General features: G+C 52.6%; 14 protein-coding genes. 6 read left to right on the top strand and 8 right to left on the bottom strand.

Features of this window, described 5'->3' with window-relative positions; genetic code table 11:
- The first annotated feature begins 8 nt into the window (after positions 1-8).
- Together HU143_RS00980 and ghrB are read left to right on the top strand one after the other, a co-directional pair.
- On the top strand, positions 9-671 hold the full coding sequence (locus tag HU143_RS00980) for an OmpA family lipoprotein (RefSeq protein WP_000747548.1): 663 nt from the start codon (positions 9-11) through the stop codon (positions 669-671).
- Positions 672-900: 229 nt separating this feature from the next.
- The gene (gene ghrB, locus HU143_RS00975; RefSeq protein WP_000804682.1) at positions 901-1,875 is read left to right on the top strand and encodes a glyoxylate/hydroxypyruvate reductase GhrB; all 975 of its coding nucleotides are present in this window, start codon (positions 901-903) and stop codon (positions 1,873-1,875) included.
- 49 nt (positions 1,876-1,924) lie between these two features.
- Here ghrB and HU143_RS00970 read toward each other — a convergent pair whose 3' ends face one another.
- On the bottom strand, positions 1,925-2,635 hold the full coding sequence (locus HU143_RS00970) for a DUF3053 domain-containing protein (RefSeq protein ID WP_000190524.1): 711 nt from the start codon (positions 2,633-2,635) through the stop codon (positions 1,925-1,927).
- A 438-nt stretch (positions 2,636-3,073) separates the two neighbouring features.
- On the opposite strand from HU143_RS00970, the gene HU143_RS00965 reads away from it, so the two are divergent.
- The 3 genes from HU143_RS00965 (at position 3,074) to cueP (ending at position 4,576) form a co-directional block, all read left to right on the top strand.
- Entirely contained in the window at positions 3,074-3,364 is a 291-nt protein-coding gene (locus tag HU143_RS00965) for an HTH-type transcriptional regulator (protein ID WP_000455790.1), read from the top strand.
- A gap of 287 nt (positions 3,365-3,651) precedes the next feature.
- Positions 3,652-3,864 carry an RNA chaperone/antiterminator CspA gene (gene cspA / locus HU143_RS00960; RefSeq protein ID WP_000014594.1) on the top strand — a complete coding sequence of 71 codons (213 nt, stop codon included), beginning with the start codon at positions 3,652-3,654 and terminating at the stop codon, positions 3,862-3,864.
- 172 nt (positions 3,865-4,036) lie between these two features.
- Positions 4,037-4,576: a copper-binding periplasmic metallochaperone CueP gene (gene cueP, locus HU143_RS00955; protein ID WP_000047148.1), complete on the top strand. Its 540-nt coding sequence runs from the start codon at positions 4,037-4,039 to the stop codon at positions 4,574-4,576.
- A gap of 110 nt (positions 4,577-4,686) precedes the next feature.
- On the opposite strand, the gene tnpA is transcribed toward cueP, so the two are convergent.
- From tnpA to HU143_RS00935, 4 genes are all read right to left on the bottom strand, one after another.
- Complete coding sequence (tnpA, locus tag HU143_RS00950; RefSeq protein WP_053505608.1) at positions 4,687-5,145, bottom strand: IS200/IS605-like element IS200F family transposase; 459 nt, start codon at positions 5,143-5,145, stop codon at positions 4,687-4,689.
- Positions 5,146-5,337: 192 nt separating this feature from the next.
- Positions 5,338-7,407, bottom strand: a complete 2,070-nt coding sequence (glyS, locus tag HU143_RS00945; protein WP_023227132.1) for a glycine--tRNA ligase subunit beta — start codon at positions 7,405-7,407, stop codon at positions 5,338-5,340.
- A gap of 9 nt (positions 7,408-7,416) precedes the next feature.
- Entirely contained in the window at positions 7,417-8,328 is a 912-nt protein-coding gene (glyQ, locus tag HU143_RS00940; protein ID WP_001168551.1) for a glycine--tRNA ligase subunit alpha, read from the bottom strand.
- A gap of 138 nt (positions 8,329-8,466) precedes the next feature.
- Positions 8,467-8,769 carry a YsaB family lipoprotein gene (locus HU143_RS00935; RefSeq protein ID WP_000178128.1) on the bottom strand — a complete coding sequence of 101 codons (303 nt, stop codon included), beginning with the start codon at positions 8,767-8,769 and terminating at the stop codon, positions 8,467-8,469.
- 165 nt (positions 8,770-8,934) lie between these two features.
- Here HU143_RS00935 and HU143_RS00930 point away from each other — a divergent pair, with 165 nt between their 5' ends.
- A complete protein-coding gene (locus tag HU143_RS00930) occupies positions 8,935-9,930 on the top strand; it encodes an acyltransferase (protein WP_001182589.1) in 996 nt (331 codons plus the stop codon).
- 22 nt (positions 9,931-9,952) lie between these two features.
- Here HU143_RS00930 and HU143_RS00925 read toward each other — a convergent pair whose 3' ends face one another.
- The 3 genes from HU143_RS00925 to xylA all read right to left on the bottom strand — a co-directional run bounded on the left by HU143_RS00925 (position 9,953) and on the right by xylA (position 13,357).
- Positions 9,953-10,306, bottom strand: a complete 354-nt coding sequence (locus tag HU143_RS00925) for a YiaA/YiaB family protein (protein ID WP_000340932.1) — start codon at positions 10,304-10,306, stop codon at positions 9,953-9,955.
- A gap of 174 nt (positions 10,307-10,480) precedes the next feature.
- Positions 10,481-11,935, bottom strand: a complete 1,455-nt coding sequence (gene xylB / locus HU143_RS00920; RefSeq protein ID WP_023227133.1) for a xylulokinase — start codon at positions 11,933-11,935, stop codon at positions 10,481-10,483.
- A 99-nt stretch (positions 11,936-12,034) separates the two neighbouring features.
- Positions 12,035-13,357 carry a xylose isomerase gene (gene xylA / locus HU143_RS00915; protein ID WP_001149557.1) on the bottom strand — a complete coding sequence of 441 codons (1,323 nt, stop codon included), beginning with the start codon at positions 13,355-13,357 and terminating at the stop codon, positions 12,035-12,037.
- Positions 13,358-13,566: the final 209 nt, after the last annotated feature.

Below are 13,566 nucleotides of genomic sequence, written 5' to 3'. Positions count from 1 at the left end.
GATTTAAGATGAAAAAACGTGTATTTGTGATTGCTGCCATCGTGAGCGGCGCCCTGGCAGTATCTGGCTGCACAACAAACCCTTACACCGGCGAACGCGAAGCAGGTAAATCCGGCATTGGCGCGGGTATTGGATCGCTGGTCGGCGCAGGCATCGGCGCACTCTCCTCCTCCAAAAAAGATCGCGGTAAAGGCGCGCTGATTGGCGCGGCGGCTGGCGCGGCGCTGGGCGGCGGCGTGGGTTACTACATGGACGTACAGGAAGCGAAACTGCGTGACAAAATGCGGGGCACAGGCGTTAGCGTGACGCGAAGCGGCGATAATATCATTCTGAATATGCCGAATAATGTCACCTTCGACAGCAGCAGCGCGACGCTGAAACCGGCAGGCGCTAACACGCTGACCGGCGTGGCGATGGTGCTGAAAGAGTATCCCAAGACCGCCGTCAATGTGGTGGGCTACACCGACAGCACCGGTAGCCACGATCTGAATATGCGTCTGTCGCAGCAGCGTGCTGACTCCGTCGCCAGTTCGCTGATCACCCAGGGCGTCGATGCCAGCCGTATCCGTACCAGCGGAATGGGGCCGGCGAACCCGATCGCCAGCAACAGTACGGCAGAAGGTAAGGCGCAAAACCGCCGCGTCGAAATTACCTTGAGTCCATTGCAGTAAACTACCGTACCGGGTAAAGCGGTATGCTTTACCCGGCCTGCACTATTCCCTCGCCATTCCCTCGCCAGACCGGATACACGTCGCATTACTCGGTATTCATTCATCATTTACCACGACACGGCTGCCGACAGCGGGGAAATTGGCTGGTCGATGATGGCTAAACGGGTTAATAATAAGCCTGTTCCGGTTGGCGCATGCCGCGCTTACCTTTCGATTTACGGAGAGTCGCATGAAGCCGTCCATCATTCTCTACAAAACCCTGCCTGATGATTTGCTGCATCGCCTGGAGGCGCATTTTACCGTCACCCAGGTACCGAACCTGCATCCGGAAACGGTCGCGCGACACGCGCAGGCATTTGCCAGCGCGCAAGGCCTTCTGGGCGCCAGCGAAACCGTTAACCGCGCGCTGCTGGAAAAAATGCCGGCGCTACGCGCGGCGTCAACCATCTCGGTGGGATACGATAATGTCGAGGTGGACGCCCTTACTGCCCGCAAAATAGTCCTGATGCACACGCCTGCCGTTTTGACGGAAACCGTTGCCGATACGGTGATGGCGTTGATGCTGACCACTGCCCGCCGCGTGGTGGACGTCGCAGAACGGGTTAAAGCGGGTGAATGGACGGAAAGCATTGGCCCGGCGTGGTTTGGCGTCGATGTGCATCACAAAACACTCGGTATCGTTGGGATGGGGCGTATCGGGATGGCGCTGGCGCAGCGAGCGCACTTTGGGTTTACCATGCCGGTTCTCTATCACGCCCGTCGGCGGCATCAGGAGGCAGAAGACCGGTTTAACGCCCGCTACTGCGATCTGGATACGTTGTTGCAGGAGGCTGATTTTGTCTGCGTGATCCTGCCGCTAACGGCAGAAACGCGACATCTGTTTGGCGCAACACAGTTTGCCAGAATGAAATCGTCCGCCATTTTTATTAATGCCGGACGCGGCCCGGTGGTCGATGAAAACGCGCTGATTGCCGCGCTGCAAAACGGTGAAATATATGCGGCAGGTCTGGATGTCTTTGAGCAGGAACCGCTATCCGTGGATTCGCCCCTGCTGAACATGCCTAATGTCGTCGCGGTGCCGCATATTGGCTCGGCAACGCATGAGACGCGCTACAACATGATGGCCTGTGCGGTGGATAATTTGATTGATGCGCTGCAGGGAAAAATAGAGAAGAACTGCGTCAATCCGCAAGCGGCGGGATAACGCTACAGGCCCGATAAGCGCTGGCTTGCGCTTATCGGGCAGACTGTCATTACTGGGTCGCGTTTACCGCCGCCGTCCAGGCCTGATTAAACGCCTGATGCTGCGAGGCCAACGGCCCAATCAGCGCATTATATTGGCTGGCCTGCTGTGAGGTCGGGAACTGAATGCCGTTCGCGACAAAGCTCACCTGCTCGCCCTGTTGCGCAATATAATCGCCCACTTGTACCAACTGCTGCGTAAAGATCTGCGCCGCCGGGATCAGCGGCTGCAAAGCATCTGCCGGCACGGTGACCACTTTTTTGTAGACCTGATCAAACACAGGTTTCAGGTCATCGGCCTGCTTTAACGCGCCATGCGCGGCATCAGCCTGCAGTTTTGCATTCTGCAACTGTTGCGCCAGCACGCCTAACGAACCATTTGCCTGCCGCAGCGGCTCGCGTTGCGTCATATAATCCTGCGGAACGCGGATGGCGTTAACGCTATCGACCACCGGGCGCAGACCGGAATCCATCGCCTGGTTTACCTGCTGCGAGTAGCCATACAGTATCGCGTAATCAGACACGAACGGACCAAACTGTTTTTTCTGATCGGCCGTCAGCGTTGGTAAACGCTCTCCGCTACGCATTGCTGTATTCTGCAGGAAATCGACAAACGCTTTGCGCTGATCGCCTTCTTTATCAAAACACCCGCTCAGGCTAAACACCATTAATAACGCCACAACAGGCGCAAACCAGCGAGAGCAGGACTTACCTGTCGCCATTGTTAATACTCCTTTCACCCAAAAATGCGCACAACGACACCTGCGTGCCTGACGGCTTACAAGGATAGTCCAGGTCAGGCTTGCAGGATACCCTTTCCACGCGATCTTGTAGCGGAAAATTATGTTTATCTGCATCAATGCTTAATTTGTTATTTTATTGTTAATTTTTGACCTGACACTGCGATAAAAAACGCGGCAAGAAAGCTTTCCAGCGGGTGATGTAATATTTTTTTAATCTTTACAATTATTTTCTGAAAGACGGATATATCTTCCTGGATCAAATTGTTAGCGTCCTAAAAGTCGCGTAGCGTAAGGCATCGAAACGAATCGATAGCGCTTCCTGGCGGCGCGTCGCCCCCCACCCGCAAGTTTCCCGACTATTCTTAAGAGGCTTCGATGCATTTCACGATCCCGCTGTGTGATTTACAGGAGTTCTCAATGGAATATAAAGATCCGATGTTTGAGCTGCTGAGCAGCCTGGAACAAATTGTTTTTAAAGATGAAACGCGAAAGATCACCCTGACGCAAAAACCCAATCCTTTTACCGAATTTGAACAGTTACGGAGAGGAACGGGACTAAAAACAGATGAATTCGCCAGAGCGCTGGGCGTAACGGTTGCCATGGTTCAGGAATGGGAATCGAAACGCGAAAAACCCACGCCAGCAGAGCTCAAATTGATGCGCCTGATACAGGCAAACCCACGCTTAAGTAAGCAATTGATGGAGTAATTTTTACCATTTCCTGTTTTAACGGTCCTGCGTAAGGGCCGTTTCCCCCGCCCGATTACTGGCCTGGAGAAATAAAGTAAAATAAAAGTTGCATCGCCCGGCATTACATGAGTTAATGTGCTCAACGGTTTGACGTACAGACCATTAAAGCAGTTTAGTAAGGCAAGTCCCTTCAAGAGTTATCCATTAGATACCCCTCGTAGTGCGCATTTCCTTAACGCTTAAAAAATCTGTAAAGCACGCCATAACGCCGAAAGGCACACTTATTTTTTAAAAGGTAATACACTATGTCCGGTAAAATGACTGGTATCGTAAAATGGTTCAACGCTGATAAAGGCTTCGGCTTTATTACTCCTGATGACGGTTCTAAAGACGTGTTCGTACACTTCTCCGCTATTCAGAACGATGGTTACAAATCTCTGGACGAAGGTCAGAAAGTTTCCTTCACCATCGAAAGCGGCGCTAAAGGCCCGGCAGCTGGCAACGTAACCAGCCTGTAAGCTTAAAAAGCTCAGAATTTTGAATCCCTGCCTGATGGCGGGGATTTTTTTATTCCAATTCCCCCTCTCCCCCCAGCATAACTTTGCATTACTTTACCCTGTGTCCCTTTGACCTTTCCCTTAGGGGAACCCCTATAGTAGGTAAGGAGATTGTTCACAAGGAATTGAAGTTATGTCGAAATCATCATGGTTATTACTTTTGGGTTTATGCGCCAGCGGCTCCGCGCTTGCGGCATCCTCAGAATCCGCTTTTCTGGCGCAACATGGGCTGGCGGGAAAAACGGTTGAGCAGATCGTGGATACGATTGATCAAACTCCGCAGAGCCGTCCTTTGCCTTACTCCGCGTCGATTACCAGCACCGAGCTCAAATTATCTGACGGAGAGCAGATTTATACGCTACCGTTAGGCGACAAATTCTATCTCTCTTTTGCGCCCTATGAATGGCGGACACACCCCTGTTTTAACCACAGCCTTTCCGGCTGTCAGGGAGAAATGCCGAATAAACCGTTCACTGTAAAAGTGACAGACAGTAAAGGCGCTGTCATCGTACAAAAAGAGATGCAAAGCTATCGAAACGGATTTATCGGTGTTTGGCTACCGCGCAATATGGAAGGGACGCTCGAAGTAAGCTACAACGGTAAAACGGCGTCACATGCCATTGCCACCAGAGATGACAGCCAGACCTGTCTGACGGAATTACCATTACGTTAAAAATAAATATCCTCCGGCATAGCCGGAGGTTTTTCAGATGCGCCTGTAAGGCTCTCTTACCAGCCGCGCCCTAACAGGCGCATACGATCTGACATTTGCATCAAACTTCGTTACTTACGGCCCGTAAACGGGCTGCCCGGATAAGGGATCGATAATTGCTCACCCATTTTATCCTCTTCAAGCTGGTGCTTTATGTAGTCCTGTATCTTCGCCGTATTCTTACCCACCGTATCGACATAGTACCCTCTGCACCAGAACTCCCTGTTCCTGTATTTGAATTTTAGATCCCCAAACTGCTCGTAAAGCATCAGACTACTTTTACGCTTCAGATATCCCATGAAACTCGACACACTCATCTTCGGCAGGATCTCCAGAAGCATGTGAATATGATCTGCACAACATTCTGCTTCCAGAATTCGTACGTTTTTCCATTCACACAATTTTCTTAATATGCTGCCTACTGCCCTACGCTTCTCTCCATAGAACGCTTGTCTTCGGTATTTGGGCGCGAAAACTATGTGATATTTACAGTTCCATCGGGTGTGCGCTAAGCTCTTTTCGTCCCCCATTGGGACCCCCTTTTGATTTCTTGTTGAACTTTTGCAGTTGCCAGACCGCAAGATGTTTTAACAAATCAAAAGGGGTTTTAATAACTGGCTTAAAGCTGAAAGCTTTCCGGAACCCCCAGCCTAGCTGGGGGTTTTCCATAGACAATAAAAAAACCTGCCCGAAAGCAGGTTTTTGTTTAATTAACTGAACGCTTATTGCAGTAACGAAATATCCGCAACCTGCAGGAACAGTTCGCGTAGTTTCGACAATAACGTCAGGCGGTTGATACGGATATCTTTCTCTTCCGCGTTAACCATGACATTTTCGAAGAATTCATCCACCGGCGCACGCAGAGCAGCCAGCTCAATCAACGCTTCCTGATAACGACCATCGGCAAAGTACGGCTGAAGCTTATCACGCAGCACAACCAGATGTCTGGCCAACTCAATTTCCGCCGCTTCTTTCAGTACGGAGGCGTGGACGATATCGTTCAGCGGCTCAGTGGCTTTCGCCAGGATGTTGGAGACGCGCTTGTTCGCCGCCGCCAGCGCAGAGGCTTCTTCCAGGGTGCGGAAATGAGACACCGCCTTCATGCGGGCATCAAAATCTGCCGGACGGGTCGGACGACGCGCCAGTACCGCCTGGATGGTGTCGACGGTGTAACCTTCATCCTGATACCAGGCGCGGAAACGACCCAGCATAAAGTCGATCACATCATCGACTACGTTGGCATTGGTCAGCTTGTCGCCATACAGACGCGCCGCTTCCTCGGTCAGCGTTTGCAGATCAAGGTTGAGGTTCTTCTCAACGATAATACGCAGCACGCCCAGCGCGGCACGACGCAGCGCAAACGGGTCTTTGTCGCCTTTCGGATGCTGACCAATACCGAAGATACCCGCCAGGGTGTCCATCTTATCGGCGATCGCCAACGCACAGGCCACCGGGTTAGACGGCAGGTCATCACCGGCAAAGCGCGGTTGATACTGCTCGTTCAGCGCCACGGCCACATCTTCCGCTTCACCATCATGGCGCGCGTAATGCATCCCCATCACGCCCTGGGTGTCGGTGAACTCGAAGACCATGTTGGTCATCAGGTCGCACTTGGAGAGCAGGCCGGCACGAGTGGCGTGATTGACGTCAGCGCCAATCTGACCGGCAATCCAGCCCGCCAGCGCCTGAATGCGGTCGGTCTTGTCGCGCAGCGTGCCCAGTTGTTGCTGGAACAGCACGGTTTGCAGACGCGGCAGATGGTCTTCCAGACGTTTTTTACGGTCGGTATTGAAGAAGAATTCAGCATCTGCCAGACGCGGACGCACCACTTTCTCGTTACCGGAGATAATCTGGGTCGGATCTGTCGACTCGATGTTGGCGACGAAGATAAAGTTTGGCAGCAGCTTGCCCGCGTTGTCATAAACCGGGAAATACTTCTGGTCGCCCTTCATGGTGTATACCAGCGCTTCGGCAGGCACGGCGAGGAATTTCTCTTCGAATTTCGCCGTCAGTACCACCGGCCATTCCACCAGCGAGGCCACTTCTTCCAGCAGGCTTTCGCTCAGGTCGGCATTACCGCCAATCTTACGTGCTGCTTCTTCAGCGTCCGCTTTGATTTTGGCTTTACGCGCTTCGTAGTCGGCAATGACTTTACCGCGCTCCAGCAGAATTTGCGGGTACTGGTCAGCATTGTCGATAGTGAACTCCGGCTCACCCATAAAGCGATGGCCGCGAATGACGCGGTCAGACTGAATGCCCAGGATGGTCGCCGGAATCACTTTATCGCCCAGCAGCAGAGTCACAGTGTGCACCGGACGCACGAAGTGGACGTCAGACGCACCCCAGCGCATCAGTTTCGGGATCGGTAGTTTCGCCAGCGAGGTGGCTACCATGTTCGGCACCAGCGCTTCGGTACTTTCGCCCTTCACGTGGGCGCGATACAGCAGCCATTCGCCTTTATCGGTTTTCAAACGCTCGGCCTGATCAACGGTGATCCCGCAGCCGCGCGCCCAGCCTTCTGCCGCTTTGCTCGGTTTGCCTTCGGCGTCGAACGCCTGAGCAATCGCCGGACCACGTTTTTCGACTTCGCGATCGGGCTGAGATTCAGCAAGATTCGCCACTTTCAGCGCCAGACGGCGCGGGGCGGCAAACCATTCAACGTTACCGTGCGCGAGGCCAGCGTTATCCAGCTCCGCAGTGAAGTTCGCAGCAAAGGACTCAGCCAAACTGCGCAGTGCTTTTGGTGGCAGCTCTTCAGTGCCGATTTCCACCAGAAAAGTTTTCTCAGACATGGCCGCCTCTTACTTGTCTTTGTTGCACATCGGGAAGCCGAGGGCTTCACGGGAAGCATAATAAGCTTCTGCCACTGCTTTGGTCAGGGTGCGAATACGCAAAATGTAGCGCTGACGTTCGGTGACGGAGATAGCTTTACGCGCATCCAGCAGGTTGAAGCTATGGGCGGCTTTCAGAATACGTTCGTAGGCCGGCAGCGGCAGCGGGTTTTCCAGCGCCAGCAGCTGCTGGGCTTCTTTCTCATACTGCTCGAAGCAGGTGAATAAGAAATCCACATCGGCGTATTCAAAGTTATAGGTGGATTGCTCCACTTCGTTCTGATGGAACACGTCGCCGTAGGTGGTTTTACCCAGCGGGCCATCGCTCCAGACCAGGTCGTAAACGCTGTCCACGCCCTGGATATACATCGCCAGACGTTCCAGACCGTAGGTGATTTCACCGGTCACCGGCTTGCACTCCAGGCCGCCGACCTGCTGGAAGTAGGTGAACTGCGTCACTTCCATGCCATTCAGCCACACTTCCCAGCCGAGTCCCCAGGCGCCCAGCGTCGGGTTTTCCCAGTTATCTTCCACGAAACGGATGTCGTGAATGGTCGGGTCCATACCCAGCTCTTTCAGAGAACCGAGGTACAGCTCCTGAATGTTGTCCGGAGACGGCTTAATCACTACCTGGAACTGATAGTAGTGCTGTAAGCGGTTCGGGTTTTCGCCGTAGCGGCCATCGGTCGGACGACGAGAAGGCTGCACATAGGCAGTCGCCATCGGCTCTGGCCCCAGCGCGCGCAGGCAGGTCATTGGATGAGATGTTCCCGCGCCGACTTCCATGTCCAATGGTTGAACAATGGTGCAGCCCTGGCGAGCCCAGTAATCCTGTAAGGTCAGGATCAAGCCCTGGAAGGTCCTGGTATCAAACTTTTGCATATTATTTCGTGCTGGATACGTGTGGATTTAAAGGAAGGAGCCAGTATACCCGCTGGATGCGAGATATACAGTATGAAACCGGTTTGTTTAGCGAAAATTGCCGGATTTCGCGGCATCACACCTCACCAGGCGCGGCTTTTACCGCATAGAAAGATGTAAAAACTGCCCATCTGCATCAAAAGAGCAGACAAAACTCTCTTTACGGAAGGTATTACCACGCATCTCATAGCTCCCCTGAAACTGTTCGAAACCGGTAACAGCAATTTTCTGTGCGCCAGTGTTGTAACGCTGCGCCGCCTGAGCTTTACACAATGCTTCCATATCCAGCGTGCGTGTTGGGCTCACTTTACTCTGCTGGGCTTTTTGCGTCGGTGGCGGTGTCGCTGTGCATCCCACCAGAGCGATGGCTATCATCACAGAACAGAAATACTTCATTGTCATTTTTATTACCGTCTGGTTTGCTGGTCAGTCTTATTATTAAGGTTTGTGGGTAACAGACACATTGTGCGAATCTCCTTACGCCATCACAAGATGTAGCGTAGAAAGTCGGATTTTTCCAGTGAGCCACCGCGCTGGAACTCTATTGAAACGGAAGCTGAGGAACTGATGCAGCCTAAAATTAACTGGATTGATAACCTGCGAGGGATCGCCTGTTTAATGGTAGTGATGATCCATACTACAACGTGGTACATCACCAACGCCCACAGCGTCAGCCCGCTAAACTGGGATATTGCGAATGTCCTGAATTCGGCTTCGCGCGTTAGCGTTCCCCTGTTTTTTATGATTTCAGGCTATCTTTTTTTTGGCGAGCGCTGCGCGCAACCGCGGCATTTTTTACGTATCGCCCTGTGCCTTATCTTTTACAGCGTTGTCGCCCTGGCTTACATTTCACTTTTTACTTCGATCAACGTCGAGCTTTCGCTAAAAAATGTGCTGCAAAAACCCGTGTTTTACCACCTGTGGTTTTTCTTTGCGATTACGGTGATCTACCTGGTATCGCCATTAATCCAGGTAAAAAACGTGAGCGGCAAAATGCTCCTGATGCTGATGGTGGTCATTGGCATTATTGCTAACCCAAATACTGTGCCGCAAAAAATCGGCGGCGTTGAATGGTTGCCCATCAATCTGTATATCAGCGGCGACACGTTCTACTACATTCTCTACGGTATCCTGGGCCGCGCCATTGGAATGATGGAGACGCAAAAGCCATCGCTGACGCTTATCTGCGCTGCCCTGTTCATCATCGCGGTATTTGTTATTTCTCGCGGCACATTGCATGAATTACGCTGGCGCGGAAATTTTGCCGATACCTGGTATCTGTATTGCGGCCCCATGGTGTTTATTTGCGCCGTCTCACTGTTCACGGTAGTTAAAAATAAGCTGAATGCGCGGACGTTACCTGGACTGGGGCTTATCTCCCGCCACTCGCTGGGTATTTATGGTTTCCACGCGCTGATTATCCATGCGCTACGTACTAATGGTCTGGAATTAAAACGTTGGCCGCCGTTAGACATCGTGTGGGTTTTTGCCGCGACGGTGACAGGAAGCCTGCTACTTTCCATGCTATTACAGCGTATTGATAAACGGAAATGGGTTAGCTAAACGACAATGATGGCTCCGGCCATCATTCATCATCACTGTAGGAAGCGTAAAGATCGGTTCCATATATACTGACCCCCAGCGCCACCAGACACAGTATTTTCAGCGCACCCGCCAGCGCCAGGTTAAATACGCCGACCGCGACCATGCCGATGCCAAGCAACAGCAAAGATTTGCAACGAGAAAGCAAGCGGTCATTCCCCGTGTGTTCCTGGCGAATTAAGACTGGAAAACCGCACATGACGATTGCCGCAAAAAAATATCCCTTTTCGCTTAATGTATGACAGCCTGGCCACAATCCCACCAGGTATACCACTGCACCGACAACTAACATTCCCAGGCCGAATATCCGTTTCCTGCGTGCAACGTGATCGTCCATCTCACTCTCCTTGTGGTTGAGTGAGACACATTAAGCGAAGAAATAGCGATGAAAAAGGCGCCTGCTCAGCAATAATATAAAAATCAGAAAACACACATACTTACTTCGATATAATTCAATAGAATTAATATTTACGGGAAATGCCTTTCAGCCAAAACTGAAAGGCATTCTGACTTATGACATCAACGGCAACAGCTGCTGATAGAGTCGACGGAAGGTTTCACGACGTTGTTGATAAACCGCATGACGCTGCGCATCAGGATAATGCGCCTGCTCCAGCGGCAACTGCGGCAATACATCGGCGAGCGGAGTCTGTTTATTCACCGCAATTTGCGCCAGACGCGCCGCGCCCAGCGCTGGCCCTACATCGCCGCCAGTACGATAATCAAGCTGTAGCCCGCTAATATCAGATAGCATCTGACGCCAGTATTCGCTGCGCGCTCCGCCGCCGATAAGCGTCACGCTGGCGGGTTTGACGCCGCAGGCGTGAACCACATCCATACCGTCCGCCAAAGCATATCCCACGCCTTCCAGTACCGCCCGCGCCAGTTCCGCCGGGCCATGCTGATGGATTAAACCAAAGAAAACGCCTTTTGCCTGCGGATTATTATGCGGCGTGCGCTCGCCGGACAGGTACGGCAAAAACCAGATCGAATCGGCATGCTCATCCGCCTGCTGTGCGGCGGCAATCAGCGCCGGGACGTTCTCCTGCCCGGTGAGTTTAGCCGCCCAGTCCAGACAAGAGGCGGCGCTCAACATCACAGACATTAAATGCCAGCGTTCCGGCAGCGCATGGCAAAAACTGTGTACTGCGCTCTCCGGTTTACTCAGAAAGCCGTCGCTGACGGCAAAATAGACGCCCGATGTTCCGAGTGAGAGCATCGCCTGTCCGGCATCGATCATTCCTACGCCGACCGCGCCAGCCGCATTGTCGCCGCCGCCTGCCACCACAGGTACTGCTGGCATTCCCCATGCGCTGGCGACCTCTGGCAGCAACGTTCCGGTAATGTCACTACCTTCAAATAACGCTGGCATCTGCTGTCGGGTTAAATGACAGGCGTTGAGCATAACGTCGCTCCAGTCGCGCTTTTTCACGTCCAGCCACATCGTTCCCGCCGCATCCGACATATCGCTGGCAAAGACGCCTGTCATTCGCAGCCGCAGAAAATCTTTCGGCAGCAGAACCTTGTCTATCTGGTAGAAAATATCCGGTTCGTGGCGCTGCACCCAAACTAATTTGGGCGCGGTAAAACCGGGCATCATCAGATTACCGGTTATCGCTCGCGACTGCGGCACCTGTTTTTCCAGCCAGGCGCACTCTTCGCTACAGCGTCCGTCATTCCATAAAATCGCTGGTCGCAGAACCTGCTGACGGCTATCAAGTAATGTCGCGCCATGCATTTGTCCGGCGATGCCCAACGCCCGGACGCCACTTAACGACTGTTGCCGACCTAAACCTTTAACCGCACGATCCGTCGCCTGCCACCACTGCTCTGGTTCCTGTTCCGACCATAAGGGATGCGGACGCGATACGGTCAGTTTTTCAGTATGCGTAGCCAGCACATCGCCCTGCTCATTCAACAGGATAGCTTTTACACCCGATGTACCAAGATCGATCCCGATATACATAGTGTGGGTTCCTTTACTGAAAGCGCCCGGCAGCGCTACGCTTACCGGGCTAATCACGACTACAGGCCGGGCTAACGCGGAGTCGCCCGGTAGATAGAATTATTTATCAAACAGATAACGGTTAACCAGATTTTCTAACAGCTCCTGATGACCGCTTTGATGTACCGGCGCCAGATGGTGCTGCTCCGCATACTGCGCCAGTTCGCCTAAGGAGAGTTGTCCTTTCAGAATCTGCTGCCCCAGCTCGCCATTCCAGCCGGCATAGCGCTTCGCCACGCGCTTATCCAGCTCGCCGTCTTCGACCATACGCGCGGCGATTTTCAGCGACAACGCCATCGTATCCATCGCGCCGATATGACCGTAGAACAGATCGTATTTATCGGTGCTCTGGCGACGAACTTTGGCGTCGAAGTTGAGACCGCCCGTTGTGAATCCGCCAGCTTTCAGGATTTCGTACATCACCAGCGCGTTCTCTTCAACGCTAATCGGGAACTGATCGGTATCCCAGCCCAGTTGCGCATCGCCGCGGTTGGCGTCAACGGAGCCAAAAATACCCAGCGCGATAGCGGTCGCGATTTCATGGTGGAACGAATGGCCCGCCAGCGTCGCGTGGTTCGCCTCAATGTTCACTTTGATCTCTTTTTCCAGGCCGAACTGTTTGAGGAAGCCATAGACCGTTGCAACGTCATAATCATACTGATGTTTTGTCGGTTCCTGCGGTTTCGGTTCAATCAGCAGCGTGCCCTGGAAGCCCATTTTATGTTTGTGCTCAACCACCATTTGCATAAAGCGGCCAATCTGTTCGCGTTCCTGGCGTAGATCGGTATTCAGCAACGTTTCATAACCTTCGCGTCCGCCCCACAGGACGTAATTTTCGCCGCCCAGTTTATGCGTGGCGTTCATTGCCGTAACCACTTGCGTCGCTGCACAGCTAAAGACTTCCGGGTCCGGGTTAGTGGCGGCGCCTGCGCCATAGCGCGGGTTGGTAAAGCAGTTCGCCGTTCCCCACAGCAGTTTTACGCCGCTCTGCTCCTGTTTCGCCGCCAGCACATCCACCATCTGCGCGAAGTTATTTTTATATTCTTTCAACGACGCGCCTTCCGGCGACACATCCACGTCATGGAAGCAGTAAAAAGGCACATTCAGTTTGTGGAAAAATTCAAACGCCACGTCCGCTTTGCGTTTCGCCAGCTCCAGCGCTTCGCCCGGTTGCTGCCACGGACGATTAAACGCGCCTACACCAAACATATCCGCGCCGTTCCAGCAGAAGGTATGCCAGTAACAGGCCGCGAAACGCAGGTGATCTTCCATACGTTTACCTAAAACCAGCTCGTCGGGATTGTAATGACGAAATGCCAGCGGGTTAGTCGATTGAGGGCCTTCATAGCGAACACGATCGAGTTGGTCAAAATAAGCCTGCATAGTGAGCTCCATAATCAGATAAGACGGCAAGTAAACGACATAACGTCATACTGGAATTTCCTGATTTATTGCTCAATTACGTTATTTCACACCGCTATTAAGAGAATCCCCAAATGTGCGCTGGCTCTCAAAAAAACGCTGAAAACCACAGAAGAAAAAAGCGATCGCGATCGAATCCTGGCAAATAAACAAAAAACCGTAATATATAG

The sequence above is a fragment of the Salmonella sp. SJTUF14076 genome (genome assembly GCF_015534835.1).
Taxonomy (GTDB): Bacteria; Pseudomonadota; Gammaproteobacteria; order Enterobacterales; family Enterobacteriaceae; genus Salmonella; species Salmonella enterica.
Note: the sequence above shows the minus strand (reverse complement) of the source record. Positions and strands in the feature narration are given on the sequence as shown.

Bases quoted from the DNA above. Each gene is read 5' to 3' on its own strand.
- ghrB (WP_000804682.1), top strand. From the start codon at position 901: ATGAAGCCGTCCATCATTCTCTACAAAACCCTGCCTGATGATTTGCTG.
- HU143_RS00965 (WP_000455790.1), top strand. From the start codon at position 3,074: ATGGAATATAAAGATCCGATGTTTGAGCTGCTGAGCAGCCTGGAACAA.
- cspA (WP_000014594.1), top strand. From the start codon at position 3,652: ATGTCCGGTAAAATGACTGGTATCGTAAAATGGTTCAACGCTGATAAA.
- cueP (WP_000047148.1), top strand. From the start codon at position 4,037: ATGTCGAAATCATCATGGTTATTACTTTTGGGTTTATGCGCCAGCGGC.
- glyS (WP_023227132.1), bottom strand. From the start codon at position 7,407: ATGTCTGAGAAAACTTTTCTGGTGGAAATCGGCACTGAAGAGCTGCCA.
- xylB (WP_023227133.1), bottom strand. From the start codon at position 11,935: ATGTATATCGGGATCGATCTTGGTACATCGGGTGTAAAAGCTATCCTG.
- HU143_RS00930 (WP_001182589.1), top strand. From the start codon at position 8,935: ATGCAGCCTAAAATTAACTGGATTGATAACCTGCGAGGGATCGCCTGT.
- tnpA (WP_053505608.1), bottom strand. From the start codon at position 5,145: ATGGGGGACGAAAAGAGCTTAGCGCACACCCGATGGAACTGTAAATAT.
- glyQ (WP_001168551.1), bottom strand. From the start codon at position 8,328: ATGCAAAAGTTTGATACCAGGACCTTCCAGGGCTTGATCCTGACCTTA.
- HU143_RS00970 (WP_000190524.1), bottom strand. From the start codon at position 2,635: ATGGCGACAGGTAAGTCCTGCTCTCGCTGGTTTGCGCCTGTTGTGGCG.
- xylA (WP_001149557.1), bottom strand. From the start codon at position 13,357: ATGCAGGCTTATTTTGACCAACTCGATCGTGTTCGCTATGAAGGCCCT.
- HU143_RS00980 (WP_000747548.1), top strand. From the start codon at position 9: ATGAAAAAACGTGTATTTGTGATTGCTGCCATCGTGAGCGGCGCCCTG.
- HU143_RS00925 (WP_000340932.1), bottom strand. From the start codon at position 10,306: ATGGACGATCACGTTGCACGCAGGAAACGGATATTCGGCCTGGGAATG.
- HU143_RS00935 (WP_000178128.1), bottom strand. From the start codon at position 8,769: ATGACAATGAAGTATTTCTGTTCTGTGATGATAGCCATCGCTCTGGTG.